22 protein-coding genes are annotated in these 20,563 nt (G+C 71.2%); 14 read left to right on the forward strand and 8 right to left on the reverse strand.

The window, feature by feature from the left end; genetic code table 11:
• Nucleotides 1–40: 40 nt before the first annotated feature.
• Nucleotides 41–772 carry a 16S rRNA (uracil(1498)-N(3))-methyltransferase gene (locus tag SROS_RS11085; protein WP_012889017.1) on the forward strand — a complete coding sequence of 244 codons (732 nt, stop codon included), beginning with the start codon at nucleotides 41–43 and terminating at the stop codon, nucleotides 770–772.
• 4 nt (nucleotides 773–776) lie between these two features.
• On the opposite strand, the gene SROS_RS49425 is transcribed toward SROS_RS11085, so the two are convergent.
• Together SROS_RS49425 and SROS_RS11095 are read right to left on the reverse strand one after the other, a co-directional pair.
• The gene (locus tag SROS_RS49425) at nucleotides 777–1,445 is read right to left on the reverse strand and encodes a hypothetical protein (RefSeq protein WP_012889018.1); all 669 of its coding nucleotides are present in this window, start codon (nucleotides 1,443–1,445) and stop codon (nucleotides 777–779) included.
• A complete protein-coding gene (locus SROS_RS11095) occupies nucleotides 1,442–1,921 on the reverse strand; it encodes a SigE family RNA polymerase sigma factor (RefSeq protein WP_043655278.1) in 480 nt (159 codons plus the stop codon). The genes SROS_RS49425 and SROS_RS11095 overlap by 4 nt, the downstream gene beginning before the upstream one ends.
• Nucleotides 1,922–2,206: 285 nt before the next feature.
• Here SROS_RS11095 and SROS_RS11100 point away from each other — a divergent pair, with 285 nt between their 5' ends.
• From SROS_RS11100 to SROS_RS11120, 5 genes are all read left to right on the forward strand, one after another.
• Nucleotides 2,207–2,557, forward strand: coding sequence for a histidine triad nucleotide-binding protein (locus SROS_RS11100; RefSeq protein WP_043655280.1), 351 nt, complete (start codon nucleotides 2,207–2,209; stop codon nucleotides 2,555–2,557).
• 91 nt (nucleotides 2,558–2,648) lie between these two features.
• Nucleotides 2,649–3,713, forward strand: coding sequence for a PhoH family protein (locus SROS_RS11105; RefSeq protein ID WP_012889021.1), 1,065 nt, complete (start codon nucleotides 2,649–2,651; stop codon nucleotides 3,711–3,713).
• Nucleotides 3,714–3,756: 43 nt separating this feature from the next.
• Nucleotides 3,757–4,239, forward strand: coding sequence for an rRNA maturation RNase YbeY (gene ybeY, locus SROS_RS11110; protein ID WP_012889022.1), 483 nt, complete (start codon nucleotides 3,757–3,759; stop codon nucleotides 4,237–4,239).
• Entirely contained in the window at nucleotides 4,236–5,540 is a 1,305-nt protein-coding gene (locus tag SROS_RS11115; RefSeq protein ID WP_012889023.1) for a hemolysin family protein, read from the forward strand. Before ybeY ends, SROS_RS11115 begins: the two co-directional genes overlap by 4 nt.
• Before the next feature lie 340 nt (nucleotides 5,541–5,880).
• Nucleotides 5,881–6,537, forward strand: a complete 657-nt coding sequence (locus SROS_RS11120; protein WP_012889024.1) for a hypothetical protein — start codon at nucleotides 5,881–5,883, stop codon at nucleotides 6,535–6,537.
• Nucleotides 6,538–6,667: 130 nt separating this feature from the next.
• Here the strand turns inward: SROS_RS11120 and SROS_RS45865 are convergent, their stop codons facing one another.
• The 3 genes from SROS_RS45865 to SROS_RS11135 are packed head-to-tail and all read right to left on the reverse strand — an operon-like array spanning nucleotide 6,668 to nucleotide 9,404.
• Nucleotides 6,668–7,519, reverse strand: coding sequence for a DUF4097 family beta strand repeat-containing protein (locus SROS_RS45865; RefSeq protein ID WP_012889025.1), 852 nt, complete (start codon nucleotides 7,517–7,519; stop codon nucleotides 6,668–6,670).
• A gap of 14 nt (nucleotides 7,520–7,533) precedes the next feature.
• A complete protein-coding gene (locus tag SROS_RS11130) occupies nucleotides 7,534–8,175 on the reverse strand; it encodes a response regulator transcription factor (protein WP_012889026.1) in 642 nt (213 codons plus the stop codon).
• Nucleotides 8,166–9,404: a sensor histidine kinase gene (locus SROS_RS11135; RefSeq protein WP_012889027.1), complete on the reverse strand. Its 1,239-nt coding sequence runs from the start codon at nucleotides 9,402–9,404 to the stop codon at nucleotides 8,166–8,168. Before SROS_RS11135 ends, SROS_RS11130 begins: the two co-directional genes overlap by 10 nt.
• A gap of 161 nt (nucleotides 9,405–9,565) precedes the next feature.
• On the opposite strand from SROS_RS11135, the gene SROS_RS11140 reads away from it, so the two are divergent.
• The 3 genes from SROS_RS11140 to SROS_RS11150 all read left to right on the forward strand — a co-directional run bounded on the left by SROS_RS11140 (nucleotide 9,566) and on the right by SROS_RS11150 (nucleotide 11,184).
• Complete coding sequence (locus SROS_RS11140; protein WP_043651806.1) at nucleotides 9,566–9,898, forward strand: cytidine/deoxycytidylate deaminase family protein; 333 nt, start codon at nucleotides 9,566–9,568, stop codon at nucleotides 9,896–9,898.
• A gap of 17 nt (nucleotides 9,899–9,915) precedes the next feature.
• Complete coding sequence (gene era, locus SROS_RS11145) at nucleotides 9,916–10,836, forward strand: GTPase Era (protein WP_012889029.1); 921 nt, start codon at nucleotides 9,916–9,918, stop codon at nucleotides 10,834–10,836.
• 72 nt (nucleotides 10,837–10,908) lie between these two features.
• Complete coding sequence (locus tag SROS_RS11150; RefSeq protein WP_012889030.1) at nucleotides 10,909–11,184, forward strand: hypothetical protein; 276 nt, start codon at nucleotides 10,909–10,911, stop codon at nucleotides 11,182–11,184.
• Between the two features lie 126 nt (nucleotides 11,185–11,310).
• On the opposite strand, the gene SROS_RS45870 is transcribed toward SROS_RS11150, so the two are convergent.
• Entirely contained in the window at nucleotides 11,311–13,164 is a 1,854-nt protein-coding gene (locus SROS_RS45870; protein WP_012889031.1) for a serine/threonine-protein kinase, read from the reverse strand.
• Between the two features lie 151 nt (nucleotides 13,165–13,315).
• Here SROS_RS45870 and SROS_RS11160 point away from each other — a divergent pair, with 151 nt between their 5' ends.
• Together SROS_RS11160 and SROS_RS11165 are read left to right on the forward strand one after the other, a co-directional pair.
• Nucleotides 13,316–14,428: a transporter substrate-binding domain-containing protein gene (locus tag SROS_RS11160; protein WP_012889032.1), complete on the forward strand. Its 1,113-nt coding sequence runs from the start codon at nucleotides 13,316–13,318 to the stop codon at nucleotides 14,426–14,428.
• Complete coding sequence (locus SROS_RS11165) at nucleotides 14,380–15,411, forward strand: hypothetical protein (protein ID WP_148269016.1); 1,032 nt, start codon at nucleotides 14,380–14,382, stop codon at nucleotides 15,409–15,411. Before SROS_RS11160 ends, SROS_RS11165 begins: the two co-directional genes overlap by 49 nt.
• Nucleotides 15,412–15,444: 33 nt before the next feature.
• Here SROS_RS11165 and SROS_RS11170 read toward each other — a convergent pair whose 3' ends face one another.
• Entirely contained in the window at nucleotides 15,445–16,002 is a 558-nt protein-coding gene (locus SROS_RS11170; protein WP_012889034.1) for a hypothetical protein, read from the reverse strand.
• A gap of 197 nt (nucleotides 16,003–16,199) precedes the next feature.
• Nucleotides 16,200–16,445, reverse strand: a complete 246-nt coding sequence (locus tag SROS_RS11175; protein ID WP_012889035.1) for a DUF2630 family protein — start codon at nucleotides 16,443–16,445, stop codon at nucleotides 16,200–16,202.
• A 269-nt stretch (nucleotides 16,446–16,714) separates the two neighbouring features.
• Between SROS_RS11175 and leuA the strand changes: the two genes are divergently transcribed.
• The 3 genes from leuA to SROS_RS11190 all read left to right on the forward strand — a co-directional run bounded on the left by leuA (nucleotide 16,715) and on the right by SROS_RS11190 (nucleotide 20,497).
• On the forward strand, nucleotides 16,715–18,424 hold the full coding sequence (gene leuA, locus SROS_RS11180; RefSeq protein WP_012889036.1) for a 2-isopropylmalate synthase: 1,710 nt from the start codon (nucleotides 16,715–16,717) through the stop codon (nucleotides 18,422–18,424).
• Nucleotides 18,425–18,641: 217 nt separating this feature from the next.
• Complete coding sequence (locus SROS_RS11185) at nucleotides 18,642–19,841, forward strand: DNA polymerase III subunit beta family protein (protein WP_012889037.1); 1,200 nt, start codon at nucleotides 18,642–18,644, stop codon at nucleotides 19,839–19,841.
• 2 nt (nucleotides 19,842–19,843) lie between these two features.
• Nucleotides 19,844–20,497 carry a hypothetical protein gene (locus tag SROS_RS11190; protein ID WP_012889038.1) on the forward strand — a complete coding sequence of 218 codons (654 nt, stop codon included), beginning with the start codon at nucleotides 19,844–19,846 and terminating at the stop codon, nucleotides 20,495–20,497.
• The last annotated feature ends 66 nt before the right edge of the window (nucleotides 20,498–20,563 follow it).

Consider the following 20,563-nt stretch of genomic DNA (forward strand, 5'->3'; position numbering starts at 1 on the left):
GGGACGCCTCCCGGTCGCGCCGGCCCGCCCGCACCGGCCGATGACGGTCCCGGTCTTCCTGGCCGAGCCGGCCGACCTGGCCCGGGACGAGTTCACGTTCGGCGGTCCCGAGGGACGCCACGCGGCCGCCGTACGGCGGCTGCGGGCAGGGGAGCGGCTCGACCTGACCGACGGCGCGGGCACCGTGGCCGAGTGCGTGGTCCGGGACGCGGGCCGCGACTCGCTCCGCGTCGAGGTGCTGCGCCGCTACGAGGTGGCGGCTCCGCGGCCCCGCCTGGTCGTGGTGCAGGGGCTGCCCAAGGGCGACCGGGGCGAGCTGGCCGTGGAGATGATGACCGAGGCGGGGGTCGACGTGATCGTGCCCTGGGCCGCGGCCCGGTGCGTCACCCAGTGGAAGGGCGAGCGGGCGGTCAAGTCGCTGAATCGCTGGCGTTCCACGGCGAGGGAGGCCGGCAAGCAGTCCCGCCGCTTCCACCTGCCCGAGGTGACCGAGCCCGCCACCACGGCCGGGGTCGTCGCGCTGCTGTCGGCGGCCGCCCTGGGCGTCGTGCTGCACGAGGAGGCGGCCTCCCCGCTCTCCACCCTGGAGCTCCCCGGCGCCGGTGACATCGTCGTGGTGGTCGGCCCCGAGGGCGGGGTCGCCGATGAGGAGATCGGCGCGTTCCGCGAGGCGGGAGCGGTGCCGGCGCTGCTCGGGCCGACGGTGCTGCGCACCTCGACGGCCGGGGTCGCCGCGGCGGCGGTGCTTCAGACGCGCACCGGCCGCTGGTGACCCGCTAGCCGCCCGAGGAGACGGAGGTCGACGACTCCGTCGGCAGCGGGGCCGACTGGTCGTCGGTCGGCGGGCACTGCTCGACCGGGCACGGGTGCTCCGAGGGCGTGGTCGCCTCCGAGGGCTTCGGGGTCGGCGCCTGCGTCTCCCTGCACTCCTCGGGGAGCTCCTCGGGCTCGACCACCGTGCTGTCGGGGAGCGTCGTGGGGCAGGTGGGCGAGGGCGTGGACCTCGGGGTCGGCGTGGTCTTGGAAGTCGGCTTGGGCGTCGGCCTGGAGGTCGGCGTCGCGCTCCTGGAGTGGGTGGGCATCGGCGCGGGCGCCGTGGTGCCGGGCCCCGGCTTGGGCACGGCCGGAAGCCGGTTGTCGCCGTTCGAGGGGGCCCGCGAGGTGGCGGACAGGTCGGGCGAGGTCGACTGGGTGAAGTTGACGTCGCCCACCTGCCGGGTCACCTGCTCACGGAACTGCGGGACCACCATGACGATGGTGGCCGCCACCAGGACGGCTCCCGCGACTGAGGCTCCGGCGCGCCACCACATCAGCCCGCGGAGCCCTCGTCTTTCTACGCGGGCACGGATGATCTCCAGACCGTCCGGGGAGGGAACGACCGAGTTCGCCTCCGCACTGAGGACACGGCGGAGCAGCTCGCCGTACTCGTCGGGGGAGTCGGTCATGACAGTTGCTCCAGTGAGGTTCGTAGGGCGGCCATACCGCGAGCCGTGTGGCTCTTGACCGCGCCCTTGCTGATACCCATCGCATGGGCGATCTGCGCTTCCGACAGGTCTCCGTAGTAGCGCAGGACCAGTGCCTCCCGCTGGCGCGCGGGCAGGCCGCGAAGGGCCTCGATGACGGCGGACCGCTCGAACTCGCCGATCGCGCCGTTCTCGGCGCTCGGCGCGTCCGGCATGCCCTTGGGGGCGTACTTCTCCACGACCGCCCGGTGCCGAAGCACCGAGCGCGATCGGTTGACGACCGATTGACGCAAGTAGGCGAGTGCCTTGTCGGTGTCGCGCAGTCGGCGCCAGGCGCCATGAATGGCGACGAACGCGTCCTGTACGACTTCCTCCGCGGTTGCCATATCGCGGACGAGCAACACAGCGAGACGCACAAGCGACCGATAGTGCGCGCTGTACAGCGCGGTAACGGCCATGTCGGCATCCCACCCGACGGGCACCGCCCCGAGCGACCTGTCGGCCACGAGGGTCTCGGTGGTCACATCAGTGGGACGCTCGGCCTTCCCAGAGGGTTTACGCTCTTCCGGTTCATTAGGGGGCATGACCCAGTCGTGTCCTCGCCAGGCGGCCATATCGTGCGAATCGCAATGGTCTGTAGTTGTTGAAGTTTTGCATACCCACCTTATCTGCGTGGATCTTTCTTTGCTGACGATGGACCATCACCGATTGACAACGTCCGAGAGGGATAGGGTGCCTGCATGGTGAGCGAAGCCGACTGTCTGTTCTGCAAGATCGTGGCCGGGGAGATCCCCGCGAAGATCGTTCATGAGACCGATCGCACGCTGGCCTTCCGGGACGTCAACCCCCAGGCCCCCACCCACGTGCTGGTGGTCCCCAAGGACCACTATCCGGACGCGGCCGCGCTGGCCGCCGCCGACCACGGGCTCGCCGACGACGTCATCAAGGCGGCGCACGCGGTCGCCGAGCAGGAGGGCGTCGCGGCCTCGGGATACCGCCTGGTCTTCAACACCGGCGCCGGGGCGGGGCAGACCGTCTTCCACGTGCACGGACACGTGCTCGGAGGGCGCGGCCTGGCCTGGCCGCCCGGATGAAACCGGCAGGCGCGATCGTGTCGATCACGGATACGATGGCGTAGAAGTCCCACGCCGATAACTGGAGGCGAACAGGCCGAAAGGCCCGCCTATGTCCGAGACAAACGATTCCAGCAGAACCTCCCCACCGCGATCGAAGGGTCCCAGTCGGACCCAGGCAAAGGTGGTGATTCCGGACGATCATTCGATGGTCAGCCTGCTGGGCTCGCGCGACGAGCTGTTGCGGGTCATCGAAGGTGCCTTCCGCGCCGACATCCACGTCCGGGGCAACGAGATAACCATCACCGGCAGCCCGGAGGAGAGCAGCATCGTGGTGCGGCTCTTCGAGGAGCTGTCCGAGCTCGTCCAGGGAGGCGCGGAGCTCACGACGGACGCCGTGGAGCGCAGCATCGCGATGCTGCGGATGACCTCCGACCGGCCGGCCGAGGTGCTCTCCCTCGACATCATCTCCTCGCGGGGCCGGACGATCCGTCCGAAGACCGTCAACCAGAAGCGCTACGTCGACGCGATCGACAGGCACACCATCGTCTTCGGCATCGGTCCCGCCGGCACCGGCAAGACCTATCTCGCGATGGCCAAGGCCGTGAAGGCCCTTCAGGAGAAGAAGGTCAACCGGATCATCCTCACCCGCCCCGCGGTGGAGGCCGGCGAGCGGCTGGGCTTCCTGCCCGGCACCCTCTACGAGAAGATCGACCCCTACCTGCGCCCGCTCTACGACGCGCTGCACGACATGCTCGACCCCGACTCGATCCCCCGGCTGATGGCCGCGGGCACGATCGAGGTCGCTCCCCTCGCCTACATGCGCGGCCGTACGCTCAACGACGCCTACATCATCCTCGACGAGGCGCAGAACACCTCGCCCGAGCAGATGAAGATGTTCCTGACGCGGCTGGGCTTCAATTCGAAGATCGTCGTCACCGGTGACGTCACCCAGGTCGACCTGCCGGGTGGCACGCTGAGCGGCCTGAGGGTGGTGCAGGGGATCCTCGACGGCATCCCCGACATCCACTTCAGCCGGCTGACCAGTGCCGACGTGGTGCGGCACAAGCTCGTGAGCGACATCGTGGACGCCTACGGGCGCTATGACGAGACGCAGCGGCAGAGCACACCACAGGCGATCAAGGGCGTGGTCAAGCGCCCTCGGGAGACAAGATGAGTACGAGCGAGCCGGATGGCGCGCGAGGAGCGGTGAGCGACCGATGAGCATCGAGGTCAACAACGAGTCCGGCGTCGAGGTCGACGAAGGACTCATCGTCTCGCTGGCCGGGCACGTGCTGGAGCGGATGGACATCAACCCGCTCGCCGAGCTGTCCATCCTGATCGTGGACGAAGAGGCCATGGCGGTGCTGCACGAGCAGTGGATGGGGGAGCCCGGCCCGACGGACGTGCTCTCCTTCCCGATGGACGAGCTGCGTCCCGGTCCGGGCTCCGGAGCCCGGCAGGAGGGCGACGCCCCCACCGACCCCGCGCTCCTCGGCGACGTGGTCCTCTGCCCGCAGGTGGCCGCCAAGCAGGCGGCCGAGGCCGGGCACAGCACCGAGGCGGAGCTGGAGCTGCTGTGCACGCACGGCATCCTGCACCTGCTCGGTTACGACCACGCCGAGCCCGAGGAGCACAAGGAGATGTTCGGCCTGCAGGGCGAGCTTCTGGAATCGTGGCGGGAGGTGCGCCCCCAGCGGTGAACCTTGCCAACGGGTGGTTGTTCTCGGCCGTCCTCCTCGTCGTGGTCGGCGGCCTGATAGCCAGTGCGGAGACGGCTCTGGCCCGCATCTCACGGGTGCGCGCGGAGGAGTTCGTCCGTGACGGGCGCCGGGGCGCCGTGCGCCTGCAGGCGATCGTCGCCGATCCGCCGCGCTACCTCAACCTGCTGCTCCTGCTCCGGCTGAGCTGCGAGCTGATCGCCACGGTGATCGCCACGCTGCTCTTCATCGACTGGCTCGGCGACCAGGGCTGGGCCTACGCGGCCGCGGCCGCGGTCATGATCGTGATCAGTTACGTGATCGTCGGAGTCTCCCCGCGCACGCTGGGCCGCCAGCACGCGGAGCCGATCGCGCTCGCCAGCGCCCCTCTCGTGTACGGACTGACCCGGATCTTCGGGCCGCTCCCCAAACTGCTCATCCTGCTGGGCAACGCCGTGACGCCGGGCAAGGGCTTCAGGGAGGGGCCCTTCACCTCCGAAGCCGAGCTGCGCGACCTGGTCGACCTGGCGGAGGAGCGCAGGGTCATCGAGCCGGACGAGCGGGAGATGATCCACTCGGTCTTCGAGCTCGGCGACACCCTGGTCCGCGAGGTCATGGTGCCCCGCACCGACATGGTGTTCATCGAGCGCGGCAAGACGTTGAACCAGGCCCTGTCACTCGCCCTGCGCAGCGGGTTCTCCCGGATCCCCGTGGTCGGCGAGAACGAGGACGACGTCATCGGCATCGCCTACCTCAAGGACGTCGTGCGCCGGGTGCAGGAGACCGGTGACGGCGGCCGTGCCGAGCAGATCGAGACGATCATGCGTCCGGCCACCTACGTGCCGGAGAGCAAGCCCATCGACCAGCTCCTGCGCGAGATGCAGGCCCGCCAGATCCACCAGGCCATCGTCATCGACGAGTACGGCGGGACGGCCGGCCTGGTCACCATCGAGGACGTCCTCGAGGAGATCGTGGGGGAGATCACCGACGAGTACGACCAGGAGGTTCCCCGGGTGGAGCCGCTGGAGGACGGGTCGGTCCGGGTGACGGCCAGGCTCCCGGTGGGCGACCTGGCGGACCTGTTCGACATCGAGCTCGAGGTGGAGGATGTCGAGACCGTCGGCGGCCTGCTGGCCCACGCGCTGGGCCGGGTGCCGATCGCCGGGTCCGAAGCCGTGGTGGAGGGGCTCAGCCTGACGGCGGAGAGCCTCGCCGGGCGCCGCAACCGGATCGGCACGGTTCTCGTCAGGCGGACCGCCCAGCCCGAGCCCGACTCGGTCGGGGCCTCCGCGGAACATGACTAAAAGAAGAATCTGAAGCGGGCGATATCCACCCAAGTGGTCCGCAAGTAATCTGCAAGCCGCGTCCGCCATTCTCATCTCACGGCACCCGGTCGCGCGGGAGCCGGTGGAGATCTTCCCCGTGCCGGGAGGGGTTCGCGGCACAGGGAGCGGCTCCACGGGGGGAAGAGCGCGGATACGGCTTCCAGCTGGTTCTGCGTTGCTCGCTTAAGGGTGTTCTCAGCCGCATAATGCGGTTGAGGACACCCTTAGGCGTTTCTCGATGATTGCCGCTTTTGCCGAATGGGAAGAAAGCGGATCGGCGGGGACATGACTCCTCGCACGTGACATCGGGGGAACAGTCATGACGCGGGGGATTCGAACTGCCGTGGCGGCCGGCGTCTGCGCCGTCCTCGCCGGGGCCTTGGCGGCGTGCGGTGCCGGGACGGGCCACACGGTGAAGAACGCCGGCTCGGAGCTGGAACGGCTGCGCGGGGTGTTACCGAAGGCGCAGGAGTTACCCGACGGGTTCTCCGCATGGCGAGGGGACGGGTGGAAGCCCCCTTTCCGCCCGGCCGACCGTGACTGCCGGCTCGTCCTCGACATGGCGGGAGGCGGCTCGCCCGAGCCGGCGCCGGGAGCCCGGGTGGACGCGACCTACCCGGGCGACGAGCTGGGAGAGCTGGCCGGGATCGGTCTGGCCTCCTACACCGGTGACGACGCCGAGCGGCAGTTCGCCGAGCTGACCCAGGCGCTGGAGGGCTGCCCGGTCGCCAGGAGCCGCATGCCGGGCAGGCGCACCTCCCTGAGGGTGTCCAGCCTGAAGCTGGACGCCGTCGGCGACGACGTGCAGGCCAAGCGGCTGCGCGGCCGGCTGAACGGCTATCCCTACGAGATGCACATGGTCTTCGCCCGTATCGGCGGCACCCTGATCTCGCTGGTGCACACCGGGATCGCCGACGTCGACGTCAGGCGGACCCAGCAGCTCGCCCAGTTCCTCGTCGACCGGGCGGCCGTCTGAGGGGTCGCCGGGCCGTCCCACCGCCGGCCGCGCACCATCGCCGGCGCCGTACCGCCGCCGGCTGAGGACGGCGCCGCCGCCGGTCGCACCGCCGCCGGAGCCGTACCGTCGCCGGCCGTACCGCCGCCGGCTAAGGGCGGTGCGGGAGGATGCGCAGCTCGCCCTCGGGGGCGAGGGCGGTGATCCGCCGCGAGGCCTCCTGGTCCCGGCGGACCTTGACGACGCTCCTCCCGGCGCGGGCGTCCACCCTGTAGCCGTCGCCGTCCGGCACGGTGACCTCGACGTCACCGCCCTCCCCGGCGACCGCCCTGACGTCCTCGGGGGCGCGCCGGAAGCCCAGCACGGCGTCGCCCCTGCCGACCTCGACGTCGACCACGGCGGACCGCAGGCCGGTCCCGGTCACCTTTCCCGACCCGGCCCGCGCCCGCAGCGCTCCCCCCGCGTCGGCCACGGTCACCTCGCCCGATCCGGTGGACAGCCGTAGATCGCCCTGAACGCCGCGGGCGGACACGCTCCCGAAGTGGGTCGAGGCCTCGACGTCGGTGGCGGGGGGCAGGGTCAGGGTGTACTCGGCGCGGCAGGGAGATTCGCGGGGCCGCACCTTCTCCGGGCAGCCAACGGTGAGCTGCAGCGTCCTTCCGTTCCACATCTCGGACATGCTGGGCTTGCCCCCGGAGAAGCCGGGGGCGCCCTCGAACCAGATGATCTCCCGCTTCATGGAGATCTGTCCGGCCTTGCCGGGAACGATCGAGATGTTGACCCGCCCGCTGGTGCGCAGCACCAGCTCCGGCGAGGTGAACGTGTATTCGCGGACGGAGCTCTCCGACAGCGTCGCGGGACGGAGGAGGGAGGTGTCGTAGCGGTCGCCGGTCGCCTGTGTCCGGCTCACCTCGGACCATCCGGCCAGCGCTATGCCCGACACGGTCAGCGCGGTCAGCGCTCCGCCCACTGCGATCCAGGCGATCCGGACACTGCTTCGCATCGGCATCTCTCTCTTCAGACCTTCAGGAATCGCAGTACGGCGAGCACCCGGCGGTGGTCCTTGTCCGCGCCGGACAGGCCGAGCTTGGTGAAGATGTTGTTGATGTGCTTGCCGACGGCGCCCTCGCTGACCACCAGGGCCTCGGCGATCCCGGCGTTGGACCGGCCCTCCGCGATCAGCGCCAGCACCTCGTACTCCCTGCGGGTCAGCAGGTCCAGCGGGTCGCTGTGCCTGCGGAGCAGGAGCTGGGCGACCACCTCCGGGTCCAGGGCCGTGCCGCCGGAGGCGACCCGGCGCAGGGCGTCCAGGAACTCGGCGACGTCGGCCACCCGGTCCTTCAGCAGGTATCCGATGCCGCTGGTCTCGGTGGACAGCAGCTGGGTGGCGTAGCGCTCCTCGACGTACTGCGAGAGCACGAGGATCGCGAGGCCCGGTCGCTGCCGGCGGAGCACGAGCGCCGCGCGCAGGCCCTCGTCGGTGTGCGAGGGCGGCATCCGCACGTCGGTGACGACCAGGTCGGGGCCGTGCTCGTCCACGGCGCGAAGCAACCCCTCGGCGTCGGCCACCGCCGCCACGACCTCCATGCCCGCCGAGCCGAGCATCCAGACGAGCCCCTCTCTGAGCAGGACGGAGTCCTCGGCGAGCACTACTCGCATGGCAGCTCCACTCTGATCGTCGTCGGACCGCCCGGCGGGCTGTCGACGTCCAGTGTCCCGTCCACCGAGCCGGCCCGCTGGGCCAGGCCGCGCAGTCCCGTCCCCCCGCCGAGACGGGCGCCGCCCCGGCCGTCGTCGGTGATGACCAGGCGGAGCCTGCCGTCGGCGCGCCGGACGGTGACCTCGGCACCCGACGCCCGGGCGTGCTTGGAGACGTTGGTCAGCGCCTCCGACACCACGAAGAACGCGATCGCCTCGATCGTCGGCGACGCCCGCTCCGGCACGTCGACGCGGAGCCGTACGGGGAACGGGGCCCGTGCGGCGATGCCGGACAGCGCGGCGTCCAGGCCCTGGTCGTTGAGCACGGCCGGGTGGAGGCCGCGCACGAGGTCGCGCAGCTCCTTCAGGGCCTGCTTGGCCTCTTCGTGGGCCCGCACGATGGCCTGCCGCGCGGGCTCGGGCACGTCGGTCAGCGTGGCCCGGGCCATCCCCAGGTTCATCGCGAGCGAGACCAGCCGCTGCTGGGCGCCGTCGTGCAGATCCCGTTCGAGGCGCCGGCGCTCGGCGTCGGCGGCGTCGACCACCTCGGCGCGGCTCTCCTGCAGGGTCTCCACCCGCTGGACCAGCCGGTCACTGAGGCTGGGACCGAGCAGGGCCTCGGCGGCGATCACGTCCAGCGCGGTGACGCCGCGGGCGACCCACGGACCGGCGACGAGCAGGACCGCCGCGAGGAGGGCGGAGACCGCGATGATCGTGCTCTCCTCCAGAACCCAGCCCTGGACGGCGAATTCGACCGCGATCAGGCTCCCCGCCCAGGCCCCGATCACCATGAGGAACCCGATCCCGTTGATCACCGGTGACAGCAGGTGGTAGGCGAGCTGACGCCAGGTGCTCCTCGTCCGCGCCTCCCGGAGCAGCAGCTTCAGCGGGTTCCGCTCCCGGGGGCGCCGCGGCGACGGGGGGATGTCCACGTTCAGGAAGGCGAGGAAGCGGGCCCGCTGCAACCGTGTGAACAGCGGCACGGACCGGAAGAGCAGCAGCAGCGCGATCAGCGGGACCACCACGGTCCAGACCAGCAGGACCGACGCCGCGGTCAGGACCGAAATCACCGCCAGGGCCAGCAGGGAGATCGGAAGGCCCGTCACCACGTGCGAGGTCCGGAGCCAGGTCGGTGCCGACCAGTGGGCGCGGATCCGGTCCCAGGGGGTGGTCAGTCGGGGCGTGGTCATGTGATCAACGTAAGGATCACGACCGCGCGGCGACATGGGCGGAGTATCCCGAAAAAAGGTGGGGCAGGCTCCACCGCCGTCGCGCGGCTCAGGGGCGCGACATGGCGGACGGCGGGCAGGTCGGTTGGGACCGGACGCCGCGCGCTGACTACCCTGGCGCTGTGAGTGACGCGACCCTCGACCCCGAGGACAACAAGATCATCGTCCTGGCCCGCTCCGCGCGGGCCCGCAACGGCGCCGCCGAGGGGGCCGCCGTGCGCGACGAGACCGGCCGGACCTACTCGGCGACCAACGTGGCCCTGCCGTCACTGACGCTCTCGGCGCTGCAGGTCGCCGTGGCGATGGCGGTCTCCAGCGGCGCCGAGTCCCTGGAGGCGGCCGCACTGGTCACCGCGGGTGACGGCCCGGCCGACGCGGACGCGCGGGCGGTCCGCGAAATGGGCGGCAAGACGCTGCTCGTGGCCGCCCCCGACGGCACCGTGCGTCAGAGCTGAGGCCGACATCGGCGACAATGGTTGACGTGAGTTCCTCAGCTGCTGATTTCCACGCCGGCTTCGCCTGCTTCGTCGGCCGGCCCAACGTCGGCAAATCCACGCTGATGAACGCGTTGGTCGGCACGAAGGTGGCGATCACCTCCTCCAAGCCCCAGACCACTCGCCGGGTCATCCGTGGCATCGTGCACCGCCCGGACGCCCAGCTCATCATCGTGGACACGCCGGGGCTGCACCGGCCCCGCACCCTGCTGGGCGAGCGGCTGGACAGCCTGGTGCTGTCCACGCTCACCGAGGTCGACGTGATCGGGTTCTGCGTGCCCGCCAACGAGCCCATCGGCAAGGGTGACCGGTTCATCGCCGAGAAGCTGGCCGCGATCAGGAAGACGCCGGTCGTCGCCGTCGTGACCAAGTGTGACCTGGCGACCCGTGAGCAGATCGCCGCGCAGCTGCTCGCGCTCTCCCAGCTCGCGGAGTTCGCCGAGATCGTCCCGGTCTCGGCCCAGTCGGGGGAGCAGCTCGACGTGCTGGCCGGCGTGCTCATCGACCGGCTCCCCGCGAGCCCGCCGCTGTATGAGGGCGGCCGGCTCACCGACGAGCCCGAGCAGGTGCTGGTGGGCGAGCTGATCCGCGAGGCGGCGCTGGAGGGCGTCCGGGACGAGCTGCCGCACTCGATCGCGGTGGTCGTCGACGAGATGCTGCCCCGGCAGGGCCGCGACGACCTGCTCGACATCTACGCGCACATGTTCGTCGAGCGTCCGTCCCAGAAGGCCATCGTGATCGGGCACAAGGGCAGCCGGCTCAAGGATGTCGGCAGCCGGGCCCGCCAGCAGATCGAGGCGCTGCTCGGCACCCGCGTCTACCTCGACCTGCGGATCAGCGTCGCCAAGGACTGGCAGCGCGACCCCAAGCAGCTACGCCGGCTGGGCTTCTACGACTGATCCCGGACCCGCACGGCCCCGGCTCGTGACGGCGGCAGGTGTGACTCGCCGTGCCGCCGCCGTGTTCGGGGTATGGACCTCACGGGGAACGACTACAGCGCGGGGGCCGCCATGACCGACTACACCACCTACACCCTGTGGATCGTCGAAGGGGACGCCGGGCAGGACTCCGCCGGAAAGGACCTCTTCTCGCCGGACAGCCCGATCGACTACAGCGACCTGAACCCCGCGGCCCTGTTGTGGCTGACGGAGCACGGTTACGAGGACCCGGGCAGGCGGGTCGTGGTGACCCCGGCGGGCGAGGTCCCGAAGGGAGCCGTCATCGCCTCCTACGACGTGGCACTCTGAGCTGACCGCGACGGATGCTCCGGGCGTCCGTATCGAACAGCACTGAATATGCGTAATCGCCGGTCAAATCTCTCATCATGTCCGAAGTGATGTCCAGGTGATCAGCGGACCCGGGGGGCCCGCAGCTCAGGGGCGCGCCTCGAAGGAGTTGAAGCTGACGTCCACGCCGGAGCCGCCGTCCCGGGCGTGGGCGAACATGCCGATGGAGCCGGAGGCGAACGGCTGCTTCCTGTCGAGCCGGGAGAGGACCTTCCTGCCGTTGACGCTCAGGCTCAGCCTGGTCCCCGTCGCACCGCTGCGGCAGGCCGCCTGCAGGACGATGAGCCGGGCGGGGCGCAGCCCGGGGACCGGGACGTGTTTCACCGAGGCGGGCGCTTCGCCGCTCTTGACGATGGAGGCGTCGCCGCTGCTGGTGATCGAGAACTCGTAGCGCCTGGCCCCCTCGTCCAGACCCCGGCAGAAGACGCCGAAGTCGCCCTTGCCGCGCAGCACCCGGACCTTCGCGGTGATGGTCGTGTTCTTCACCGGAGCGGTCAGGGGAGCGATGACCGGGAGGTAGGCGTCGGCCCCGGCGGTGATCCGGTAGGCGCCCCTGGACGCCTGGTGCCTGCCCTTGCCCGACGCCGCCGCGGTCCAGCCGCGACCCGCGCCGCTGAAGTCGTCCCGGAAGGGCAGGGTCCGTGCCGGCGCGGGCTCGGTGGTGGGCTCCGCGGAGGACGGCGACGAGGTCGCACTCGGGGAGGGGGAGAGCGTGGCCGCGGGCTCCGTCGCCGGGCCCGGCAGGGGCTGGGCGGTGTCGCCCGCCGCGGTGGCCTGCTGGGCCGCGGGCGCGCGACCGGCGGTGTCCTCCCCTGCGGGCATGAAGAAGGCGATGCCGGCGATGACCAGCGAGATCGCCACCCCCGCGAGGATGGGAACGGCGATCGACCGGCCCCACCGGGCCGAGGGGACGGGGTCGTCCGCCCCGCCCGCGGGGGCCGGGCCCGGAGGCGGTGGCCAGACCGCGGCGGGCAGGTCCGCCGGCCGTACGGGATGCGGGTCCGCCTCACCGGCCGGCCGTACGGGATGCGGGTCCGCCTCACCGGGAGCCGGGGAGGGCGGGTTGAGGGGGAGGGCGGGGACGTTCGGCGGTTGCGGGGCGGGCGGGGCCTGCGCGGTGAGAGCCGAGTTCGGCGGTTGCGGGGCCGGCGCGGTGGGTGGCTGGGCGAGGGAGGTGGCCGGGTCGGTGGCGCCGGTCAGGGTCCTGAGGATGTCCTGCACGCTGGGGCGGCTGCCCGGATCCTCGGCGAGAGCGCGGCCGGCGAGGTCGCGGAGCGCGCCGTGCAGGCCGGTCAGGTCGGGGAAGGCGTGACCGGCGGGACGGTCCGCGCCGCCGGTGGACGGGCCCCGCCCGGTCGCCGCGTAGAGGACGACCCCGCCCCAGGCGAACACGTCCGACGCCGTGCCGCCCCCCTCGCCCCGCGCCTGTTCCGGCGCCGTGCAGGAGGATGCGCCCTCCTCAGCGCGGTCGGAGGGGCCGGCGGGACGGGCCACGCCGAAGCCGGTCACCCGGGGGCCGAGCGGGCCGAGCAGGACGGCGGACGGCTTCAGATCCAGGTGCACGACGCCGGCGGCGTGGATGGCCTGCAGGGCGACGGCGGTGGACACGGCCAGGGCGTCCAGGCCCGATCCGGTGAGGGGGCCGTGGCTCTCCACCCGCCGGCGCAGGTCCTGTCCCTCGACGTACTCGGTGACCAGGTAGGCCCGGTCACCGTCGAGCCCGGCCTCCAGCACCGGGACGGTGCAGGACCGGGCGACCCGGGACGCGGCCTCCGCCTCCTGCCGGAACCGCTGCAGGAGAGCGGGGTCGGCGGTCAGACGGGGGTGGAGGACCTTGACGGCGACCTGGCGGCCCTCGGGGTCGCGGGCGAGGAAGACCTCGCCCGTCCCGCCCTGCCCGAGCCTTCTCACCACGCGGTACGGCCCAATGACGGTGTTCATCGTCCCCCGCTTCCCGAGATCTGATAGAGGATCTTAAGGGGTGTTTCGGGCATCTCATCGGTAAGTCGTTTGATCTCGTCTTGGTGAAGGGACGCCCGGCCCCGGGGGCCACGGCATAGCCTGCCGGACATACAGGGAGTCCGGAGGCGTCATGACCGAAGAACCCGCGGACTCGGGCGCGCGGGCGGAGGACCCGCCGTCCCCTTCCGGGGAGCACGAGCCGTGGTCCGGCCCGGAGCCGGAGCCCGGCTCCCCGCCCGCGCCCGATTCCCCGCCCGCGTCCGGCCGGTCGCGACGGGTGAGACGGTTCAGGCTCGCGGCGTGGGTCGCGCTGGTCCTGGCCGCGATCGTGGTCGGGGCCTCCATCATGTGGGTGAACGGCCCGCCCACCGAGGCCGAGCTGCGGGAGAAGGCCGGACTGTTCAACAAGGACAGGCTCCGGATCGGCGTGAAGACCGACACCCCCGGCATCGCGTTCCAGGAGCAGACCGGCAGGCGGGCCTTCAAGGGGTTCGACATCCAGGTCGCCTACCTGATCGCCGCGGACCTGGGCTACCGGCCGGACAAGGTGGACTTCCTGGGCATCGAGACCGAGGACAGGGCGCGCATGCAGGCCCTGGACGCCAACGGCCGGTTCGTCGGGGTCGACCTCGTGGTCGCCACCTTCAGCGTGACACGTGCCCGGCAGGAGGACCCCTCGGTGGGCTTCTCCACGCCCTACCTCTACACCGAGCAGTCCGTGGTGACCCGGTCCGACTACCCCGGAAAGATCACTTCCCTGGGGCAGCTCGAAGGCAAGAAGGTCTGCACGCTCGGCACCTCGACCTCCGAGACGGAGCTGGCCAGGGCGACGAGGGCCACCGTCACCGCCAAGAACCTGATCAGCGACTGCGCGACGGGCCTGAAGGACGGCGATTTCGACGCGATGACCACCGACGCGGCCATCCTGGCAGGGTTCGTCGCGGAGTCCGGCGGGGCGTTCCGCCATCACGACATCGCGCTGGAGAAGACCGAGATGTGGGCGGTCAACGCCGGTTCCAACGAGGCGCTGCGGACCCTGGTCGACCTAGCCCTCTACCGCTCCTACGCCGACCCCCAGGACCAGAGGTGGGAGCAGGCCTACCAGGCCTACATCGACCCGCTGCTGCCGGCCAGCCCCAACGTGAACGTGGCCCAGGCGGAGCAGCCCTGCGCGCTCCCTCCGCCGGTGCGCAGATGGCCGTGGGAGCGGACCCTCCCCGTCCAGGACTGCCCGTCCCGTTGAAAGGCGCCGGGCGGGTCAAGGACGCGCCGAGGGACCAGGAGTGGCTGCTCGCGCTGCTTCCGGTGTTCCCCCTCGTCCTGCTGGTCATGCGGCTGTGGTACGCCAGCCGGCAGGACACCCAGACGCTGCTCCTCCTGCTGCAGAACATCAGCCCGCTGGGCCTGCTGAGCTCCGTCCTGCTGACGACCGTCTGGGTCCTGCCCGCCCTCATCCTGGGCGGCCGGGTGCTCGGCACCCTGTACTGGATCAGCACGGGCCGTTCCTCCTGGCTGGTGCGCACCGCCGAACGGCTGCCCGGCTGGGTGGTCGGCCTGGCCGTGGTGGTGGGCGTGTGCGCCTGGCAGCTGCGGTTCCTGCCGACGCTGGCGATGCTGTCGCTGGCCGTGGCGGGCCTGGCGGTGCGGGACCGGTTCCCCCACCACGAGGGGCTGCGGGGCATCGTCTGCTACGCGCTGCCCGTGATGGTCGCGGTGATCTCCTACATCGTGTTCTGGCCGGCCATCGGGGCGGCGTTCGCCGCGCGAGACCTGGCGACCTCGCTTCTGCTCACGCTCCCGCCGGGGCTGGCGGTCCTGCTGACCGGCCCGGTTCCCCGGGCGCCCGCCCGGGCGCTCACCCACGGCATCGCGGTCGCGATGGCGGTGTTCACGCCGTTCCTCGTGGGCGTGGTCGTGATGAAGGCGCCGATCCTCCCGCTGATGGCGTTGCAGCTGAGCGAGAAGGAGACACCGCGGGTGCTCGTGGGCCACCTGGTCGTCAGCGACGACGAGATGTCCACCGTCCTGGGGCGCGAGGGCGTCGTGAGCTTCGTCCAGAACGACCGGATCCAGTCCAAGGTGCTCTGCCCGGACCCCGGCGAGGTGCCCAGGACCTGGGTGAACCTGCACGGCTGGTACGTCGAGCAGAGCGTGGTCTCCTGGCTCGCCCCGGCCCCACCGGCGGCCCCGGTCGACCCGCGCTGCCAGGGCCGTCCCAAGGACTAGGGGCCCGCTCCCCGGGTGGGCGCCCCCGCCCGGTCACGCGCCGTCGACCGCCGTGAGGATCTTGTCGAAGGCCGGGGTGAGCTTGGCGGCGGTGGCCCTGTCGGCGTTGACCAGGTAGACGTTCACCAGCCGGTCCGTGCCGCCGACCAGGCCCTCCACGATCGTGCCGTTGCGCTTGCAGAGCACCGAGCCGTCGCCGGCGGCCGCGTCGAGGAGCTTGCCGCCGAACTCGCCGCAGTTACCCTCGAACTCCTTGCGCACCTTCGCGGCACCGTCACCCGTCACCACGTCGACGCGTAGCGCCAGCGGGTCCGAGGCCTCCTGAGGCGCGTCCGCGGCGGTATAGATGCACGCCGTCGCTCTGACCGACTCCATGGTCTCCAGCGGGTGGTCCTCGCGCTTCTCCCGCAGTTCCCAGGTCAGTGCCGTGGCTTCGGACAGGGCCGCGACGGTGAGCGGGCAGCCGCCGACGTCCTCGGCCCGCGTGCCGCCGTCCGCTCCACCCTCCATGGCGGCAGGCCCGGCCTGCGAGCCGCAACCGGTCAGGAGCGCGCCGGCGACGGCGATGGCGAGAACGTGGGTGCGTTTCATGGTGGGGCCTCCTGTTGGTTGCCCCATTGGTACGGCCGAGCACTTGCAGCCCGCTCGACCGGCGCTTGCCGCCGGCCTGCCCGTGGACGTCCACGCCCGTGACGGGCCGGCGGACAGGATCACCCCGCGGCCGCGCGGCTCCGGGAAACCTCCGGCGAGTCCGGGCGAGACGGGCGATCTACCGGTGGCGGATCCCGTTACTGACGGTAGTCCTCGACCTCGTCGATCGGGCGCGGCGCCGCGGAGTCGGGGTCCTCCCCGAACTCGCGACGCGCCCGGCGCTGCCTGAGCAGGTCCCAGGCCTGGTCGAGAGCCTCCTCAAGCTGATTGATCCGGTTGTTCTCCTCGTGCGAGGAGATCGAACCGGAGGCCAGCCGCTGCCGGAGACCGTGCTCCTCGGCGATGAGCTCGTGGATGTGGGTGAGGATGTCGTCGTCCTTCATTGCATTCCCCCTGTCTGGGCCCCTTTCGGGACTGTATCCGATCAGCGGGCGGCCGCTCCGCCGGAGGACGCGCGGGCCGGAGTGGCGTGAAGATCTCACAATGTGGGCTCGTGTCCCAGGTATTTGCAGTCGTCTGCTAGCGTGCTATGCATGCTGCGCGGTCTGCTTCTTAGCTGCCGCGACGAGGGCCTGTAGAAGGCCGGCTCCCTCGTCGCGGAGCGAGCCATGCGCGTCGGCCACGATTGTCTTTCCAGTCGAGGAGCCTTTGCATGTATCCGCAGCAGCAGCCCAGCCCCATGCCGTTCAAGCGCTATGAGTCCTACGCCCCGGTCCGGCTCGACGACCGCACCTGGCCCGGCAAGGTCATCGACCGGGCCCCCCGGTGGTGCGCGGTGGACCTGCGTGACGGCAACCAGGCGCTGATCGACCCGATGGACTCCCACCGCAAGCTCAAGATGTTCGAGCTGCTGGTGAAGATGGGCTACAAGGAGATCGAGGTAGGTTTCCCGGCCGCGTCGCAGACCGACTTCGACTTCGTCCGGCAGATCATCGAAGAGGGTCTGGTCCCCGACGACGTGGTGATCCAGGTCCTGACCCAGGCCCGGCCCGAGCTGATCGAGCGGACCTTCGAGTCCATCCAGGGCGCGGCGACGGCCATCGTCCACCTGTACAACTCCACCTCCACGCTGCAGCGCCGGGTCGTCTTCGGCCAGGACCGCGAGGGCATCACCGCCATCGCCGTCGAGGGCGCCAAGCTCTGCAAGAAGCTGGCCGACGCCTCCGACGTGGACGTCTACTTCCAGTACTCGCCGGAGTCCTTCACCGGGACCGAGCTGGAGTACGCCGTGGAGGTCTGCGACGCCGTCAACGAGGTCTGGCAGCCCACCCCGGACCGCAAGGTCATCGTCAACCTGCCCGCCACCGTCGAGATGGCCACGCCGAACATCTACGCCGACCAGATCGAGTGGATGCACCGCAACCTGGCCTACCGCGACTCGATCATCCTCTCCCTGCACCCGCACAACGACCGGGGCACCGCCGTGGCCGCCGCCGAGCTGGGCTACATGGCCGGGGCCGACCGCATCGAGGGCTGCCTGTTCGGCAACGGCGAGCGCACCGGCAACGTGTGCCTGGTCACGCTGGGCATGAACCTGTTCTCGCAGGGCGTCGACCCGGAGATCGACCTGTCCGACATCGACGAGGTCCGCCGGGTCACCGAATACTGCAACCAGCTGCCCGTCCACCCGCGTCACCCGTGGGGCGGCGAGCTGGTCTACACCGCCTTCTCCGGCTCCCACCAGGACGCGATCAAGAAGGGCTTCGAGCACCTGGAGCGCGACGCGGCCGCCGCGGGCGTCCCGGTGGAGGAGTTCACCTGGGCGGTGCCGTACCTGCCGATCGACCCCAAGGACATCGGCCGCACCTACGAGGCGGTCATCCGGGTCAACAGCCAGTCCGGCAAGGGCGGGGTCGCCTACATCATGAAGGCCGACCACCAGCTCGACCTGCCGCGCCGCCTGCAGATCGAGTTCTCCCGCGTCGTCCAGGCCCGTACCGACACCCTCGGCGGCGAGGTGAACCCGGCCCAGATGTTCGAGGTCTTCACCGACGAATACCTGCCGAACCCGGTCAGCCCGTGGGGCCGCCTGGGCCTGCTGGCCCACCGGACCGTCTCCAGGGGCGACGAGAAGGACGCCATCAGCGTCGACCTGCGCGTCGACGGGGAGATCCGCGAGATCGAAGGCGTCGGCAACGGCCCCATCTCCGCCTTCTGCGACGCGCTGGCCGGGATCGGCATCCAGGTCCGCGTCCTGGACTACGCCGAGCACGCGATGAGCGCGGGCACCGATGCCAAGGCCGCCTCCTACATCGAGTGCGAGATCGGCGGCGAGGCCCTCTGGGGCGTCGGCGTCGACGCCAACACCACCACCGCCTCCCTGAAGGCGATCATCTCCGCCGTCAACCGCGCCACCCGCTAGGTACGGCCCGCGCGGTTCCCGGCACGACCTGCCGGGGCGACGCGCCCGACAAGCGCCCACAAGGCCTCACGTCGTCCATTCGACCGCGCCCTCCGCGTGACCCGCGGACGCGCGGTCGAGTCATGTCCGCATCCTGGTCGCCGCGTCCCCGGGCGTCGGAAGGACCCGGCTCCGGGGGCTTGACCTTCAAGTCGGATGAACCCCGACAATCACCTCCATGGACGGCAACACACCACAATTGCTGAGCATCAGCGCCTTCGCGCGTCGCGTGGGCCTCGCGCCGAGCGCTCTGCGCTTCTACGACGACTGCGGTGTCCTGCCGCCGGCGCACGTCGACGGCACGAGCGGCTACCGCTTCTACCGGCCCGCACAGGAGAAGCGCGCCATCCTCCTGCGCGAACTGCGGGAGGCCGATGTGCCGCTGCCCGACGTCGCGGTGGTCCTCGACGGCCCGCGGGAACAGGCCCAGCGGGTGCTGCACGGGCATCTGCGCAGGATGCTCGACAGGACCGAGAGAGGGCGCTCGGCGATCGAGGAGATCCTGCGGTCCCTCACGGTGACCGGTACCCGCGCCGAGGCGCGGGTCGGGGGCGCGGAGCTGGCGAGCGCCATCCGCCAGGTCGTGCCGGCCACGGCCTCGGACGAGGACTTCCCCGCGCTCGGCTGTGTCCTGGTCGAGCTCGGTGACGGCGAGGTCCGGCTGGTGGCCACCGACCGCTACCGCCTGTCGATCCGCGTCCTGCACCCGGCGGCCATGCACGGGGATCCCCGCCGGATCCTGGTCAGGGCCGCGGACCTGGTGGAGATCGGGCCGTGGGCCGCGCGGAACGCCGAGGTCACCGTCGAGGTCGACGGGGAAGCAGCCCGGCTGCGGGGCGCCGGGGAGTGCCGCGTCCTGACGCTCTTCGAGGACCGCTTCCCGTCCTACCGCGAGGCCCTGGCAGCCCTCGGCCCGCCCGAATGCCGGATGATCGTCGACCGCCTCGCGTTCCGGGACGCCCTTTTCAGCCTGGGGGACACCTCGTACGTCACCGTCTCCACGGCCGGGGACGGACTCGCCGTCACCGTCTCCACGGCCGGGGACGGACGCGCCGTTCCCGGCGGCACGGCCGAGGGCGGGTCTGCTGCCCGTGCCGGTACGGGCCGGGATGACCCCGCCGCCACCGTCGCCGCGGCCGGAGACCGAACCGTCTCGACCGCTTCCGACGCGGTCCGTCTGGGGGCGATCTGCTCGGGGCCTCCACTGCGGATCGCCTTCGACACCGCCACGTTGATCCCGGCCCTGGAGGCCGGCGTCGGGCCGGACGTCCTGCTGGAGGTCTCCACCGCCACCCACCCCGTCATCGTCCGCTCCGCCGACCAGGGCAGCTTCACCACGCTGGTGATGCCCGTGGCCCTTCCCCCCTCCCTAGGATGACCATGGACCCCGGTAACCCCGTCGTACAGCTGTGCACGCAGGGCATGCAGGCCGAGGGCCAGGGCCGGGCCGACGAGGCGCGTGAGCTGTTCCTGCAGGCGTGGAAGGCCGCCAAGGACGACTACGAGGCGTGTATCGCCGCGCACTACCTGGCTCGGCACCAGTCCACCCCGGAGGAGACCCTGCACTGGAACCAGGAATGCCTGGACCGCGCCGACCGGGTCGGCGATGAGCGGGTCCGTGGCTTCTACGCCTCACTCCACGGCAACATGGGCAGGTCCCACCTGGAGCTCGGCCAGGTCGACCGGGCCCGCGAGCACTTCCGGCAGGCCGCCCGGCGCGTCGAGGACCTCCCCGCGGGCCAGTACGGTGACTGGCTCCGCTACTGCATCGCCGAAGGACTCCGATCCACCCGCGCCGCCACCGCCGACGACAGCGCCGACCCGGTCCTGGAGATCCTCGGAAGGCTGTGCGCCCGCGCCGACCTCAAGGCGCTCAGCCTGCTCCTGCCCGCCTACATGGGGGACCTCGGCACGGCCGACGACAGGGACCGGATCATCACTGCCCTGCAGATGCTGCACGCGGAACGCCGCCTCCCCGCCGACGAGCAGGCCGCCGTCAGCCAGGCCATCGAGTCCAGGACCGCCGGCATGTGATCACGACCTTCCCTGAAATACCCCCATATACGATCAGATCCCCATGCCGGTCTCCACAGCCGGTCC

It is taken from the genome of Streptosporangium roseum DSM 43021 (assembly GCF_000024865.1).
GTDB lineage: Bacteria > Actinomycetota > Actinomycetes > Streptosporangiales > Streptosporangiaceae > Streptosporangium > Streptosporangium roseum.

Bases quoted from the DNA above. Each gene is read 5' to 3' on its own strand.
- SROS_RS11085 (WP_012889017.1), top strand. From the start codon at position 41: ATGACGGTCCCGGTCTTCCTGGCCGAGCCGGCCGACCTGGCCCGGGAC.
- SROS_RS49425 (WP_012889018.1), bottom strand. From the start codon at position 1,445: ATGACCGACTCCCCCGACGAGTACGGCGAGCTGCTCCGCCGTGTCCTC.
- SROS_RS11095 (WP_043655278.1), bottom strand. From the start codon at position 1,921: ATGGCCGTTACCGCGCTGTACAGCGCGCACTATCGGTCGCTTGTGCGT.
- SROS_RS11105 (WP_012889021.1), top strand. From the start codon at position 2,649: ATGTCCGAGACAAACGATTCCAGCAGAACCTCCCCACCGCGATCGAAG.
- ybeY (WP_012889022.1), top strand. From the start codon at position 3,757: ATGAGCATCGAGGTCAACAACGAGTCCGGCGTCGAGGTCGACGAAGGA.
- SROS_RS11120 (WP_012889024.1), top strand. From the start codon at position 5,881: ATGACGCGGGGGATTCGAACTGCCGTGGCGGCCGGCGTCTGCGCCGTC.
- SROS_RS45865 (WP_012889025.1), bottom strand. From the start codon at position 7,519: ATGCGAAGCAGTGTCCGGATCGCCTGGATCGCAGTGGGCGGAGCGCTG.
- SROS_RS11130 (WP_012889026.1), bottom strand. From the start codon at position 8,175: ATGCGAGTAGTGCTCGCCGAGGACTCCGTCCTGCTCAGAGAGGGGCTC.
- SROS_RS11135 (WP_012889027.1), bottom strand. From the start codon at position 9,404: ATGACCACGCCCCGACTGACCACCCCCTGGGACCGGATCCGCGCCCAC.
- era (WP_012889029.1), top strand. From the start codon at position 9,916: ATGGTTGACGTGAGTTCCTCAGCTGCTGATTTCCACGCCGGCTTCGCC.
- SROS_RS11150 (WP_012889030.1), top strand. From the start codon at position 10,909: ATGGACCTCACGGGGAACGACTACAGCGCGGGGGCCGCCATGACCGAC.
- SROS_RS45870 (WP_012889031.1), bottom strand. From the start codon at position 13,164: ATGAACACCGTCATTGGGCCGTACCGCGTGGTGAGAAGGCTCGGGCAG.
- SROS_RS11160 (WP_012889032.1), top strand. From the start codon at position 13,316: ATGACCGAAGAACCCGCGGACTCGGGCGCGCGGGCGGAGGACCCGCCG.
- SROS_RS11165 (WP_148269016.1), top strand. From the start codon at position 14,380: ATGGCCGTGGGAGCGGACCCTCCCCGTCCAGGACTGCCCGTCCCGTTG.
- SROS_RS11170 (WP_012889034.1), bottom strand. From the start codon at position 16,002: ATGAAACGCACCCACGTTCTCGCCATCGCCGTCGCCGGCGCGCTCCTG.
- SROS_RS11175 (WP_012889035.1), bottom strand. From the start codon at position 16,445: ATGAAGGACGACGACATCCTCACCCACATCCACGAGCTCATCGCCGAG.
- leuA (WP_012889036.1), top strand. From the start codon at position 16,715: ATGTATCCGCAGCAGCAGCCCAGCCCCATGCCGTTCAAGCGCTATGAG.
- SROS_RS11185 (WP_012889037.1), top strand. From the start codon at position 18,642: ATGGACGGCAACACACCACAATTGCTGAGCATCAGCGCCTTCGCGCGT.
- SROS_RS11190 (WP_012889038.1), top strand. From the start codon at position 19,844: ATGGACCCCGGTAACCCCGTCGTACAGCTGTGCACGCAGGGCATGCAG.